The sequence below is a fragment of the Candidatus Hydrogenedentota bacterium genome (assembly GCA_035416745.1).
Lineage (GTDB): Bacteria > Hydrogenedentota > Hydrogenedentia > Hydrogenedentales > SLHB01 > UBA2224.
This window is the reverse complement of record DAOLNV010000159.1, coordinates 2,012-4,471: the sequence shown is the minus strand read 5'-3', so window position 1 is coordinate 4,471 and position 2,460 is coordinate 2,012. Positions and strand designations below refer to the sequence as shown.

At 61.0% G+C, this 2,460-nt stretch carries 1 protein-coding gene; it reads right to left on the bottom strand.

Annotation, left to right across the window (positions count from 1 at the left end; genetic code table 11):
• Positions 1 to 225 precede the first annotated feature (225 nt).
• On the bottom strand, positions 226 to 2,460 hold a 2,235-nt coding region (locus PLJ71_22485), incomplete at its 5' end, for a heparinase II/III family protein (GenBank protein HQM51456.1).

Genomic DNA, 2,460 nt, shown 5'->3' with positions numbered 1-2,460 from the left:
TACTCGACTTCGGCGAGGCTTTGATGAGGGACGGCATTTCCCGCATCATAAACGGGGACATTGAGCAGATTTCGCTTCGGCGCGGGCGCCATTTCCTCCGCGTCCTTTGTGCCTCTGTGTGAGTTTCCGCAATCGTCGTGTTATCCGGCGACTTGGGGTCCGTCTTCGTCTAAGAAGTGGCGCGAGCGTTTCACGTATGATGCCATCCCCGTTGCGCCGGCTTTCTTATCGCCAGATGGTCCATGTGATGGGTCCGGGAATCGTTTCGCGGGGATGAAACCGCAGCGACGTCCGCCCCGCCGCCGCGTCAAAGTCGAACCCGGGGTTCTCAGCAAGGACGATGCGATTGCCCTCGATGCGGGCAGTCCGCAAGCACATCGTACGGGCGCCCCCGAACTCCAGCCTGACGATTCCAGCGGGGGGCGCCTCGCGGTCGCACACGATAGTGGCCTCGCCAGCCTGTTCAACGATACTCTCCACGCCGCCTTTCACAGGCTCACCCATGGCGTAGCCCCAGCCTTCCGATGATGTGACCGCGATACCCTCCCCGTTGACCACGATGCTGTCTTGGACGGTTCCCCGCTGGACTGTCACCTCGCCGTCATTCAGGGTCACGCCGGAAACCCATTCGTGAGTCTTGAAAGGTGCGTGCACTGCGACGAACCGGCTGGCCCCGCCCGTGTGGCGAAGCATGAATCCGTCCATAAGATGCTGTTCGAGATTCTGGTCAACCTCGTCCGCCGGCCGGATAGCGGGGGATTGGAACCGGTACGCGGTGGAGGCGTCCTCGGGAAACAGAAAAGTCATCAGGCCCGTGTCGCCGTAACGCCACGTGATGCGCACAGGGCCGCCGCATGCCGCCGACAGGATGTTTCGCAAGAACACGTAGGGATGATGCTTCTCTCCGCTGGTGTCCACGCAATCTTCACCGGTATGCGGACGCGTCCCTCCCCAATCCGGCACGAGAGACGGCACCGGACTGGTCAGTTCGATGCTTGTTTCGAGGACTCCTTGCTCATCTGCGCAACCATGCAGAAAATAATCGTGCGTTTCGCCCCCTGTGACGTCAAAACAGTCCACGAAATAGTCTTGCCCTTCGTTCACATGAACATGGATGAGCCGCCTGCGATACACCGAACAGCTGGGATACGCGGGGCTGGCATCCAGGTCGACCACTCGCACATGTGGGTCCGTATCGTCAAAAAACAGCAGGTTGCCTGCCATGGCGGGCTGGTCATACCCGAGCCTCTGGGACCGCTGGTCCACGACAACCATGTTGTGCGAGGCCGAATTAATGGTCCAGTTGCGGTAACGCGTGTGCGTGTAGCCAATGTCGGACAGCAATTCTTTCCCGTGCGCAAAAAGCAGGATTGCGCCCGTGTCCATATGGGTGTGGCCATACGAAGCGTTCCAGTTGATATGCAGCTGAAACTGGGCGTTGCCCGCGCCTGCGCCAAGAACGGCGTGCCCCATGTGCGGCCACAGTCGCGAGACCGATTCGCCAAGCGGCGCCTGCATGTGGGTAGACCACGTGTCATTGACCGGCATGCAGCGGCCGTTGGGCAGCACCCCTTCCTGGCCCACCTCCCGTGCCTTGGCCAGCATCGGGATGAGTTCCGCGAAGTCCACGTTCTCAAAACGCGGCCCCGGATACTCCGGCGGATCGCTGTAGCCGTGAACAACCCTGACAACCTCTCCGAGCGCTCCGACCGTCTGCCAGTGGTAGCTCGGCGCGCATTCACGCCACCACCCGTCCGCGAAGAACTGCGATTCAACAAGGGTGCGCGTCCGGTTCACGGCCTCGTGGACCATCCCCGCGTCGCCGATGACGCGCCCGGCCACCACCATATCGCAATACATGCCCGGCGACATGTTGGTGTAGTCATCTGGATTCGCCGCGACAAATTCGTAGCCCAGCCGGATGAGATCCTGCTCGATACGGGCCCGAATATCAGGTCCAAGCATCTCCTTCATCCGCTCGAAGGAATCGCCCGCCGCGAGAAGGTCATAGGCAATGGCGAGCCGGCTGGGAATGTCGCGATAACCCCACCAATAGAATTTCGCGCCCCGAAAAGGGGCAATATCAGGGTCGTAGGGCCATTTCTGGTCCGCAGGCCAGAAACGCACAGGCTGGAACGGGTAATCAAAGCGGACGGCGTAGTCGGGAAACACCCGGGCATAACGCCCGACTATCATCGCGGCTCGGTCGCCGTATTCATTTCCGCCCGTCAAGGCGTACAGATTGGCCAGTTTCCAGGCCATCTGCTGCGTCCATGCCCATTGGTCGTACCAGGCGCGCGCCTCGAAGAAATACTGGCGGCCCGCTTCGCTCTCGTACCAGCGGTACTCCTGAACCGCACCGCTGGGCGCGGTCAGAACCTTCGCACGATTGGGCACGTACTCCTCATTGGGAAACACCATGCCGCAGTACCGGCACTTGACCGTATCGCCCATCCCGAG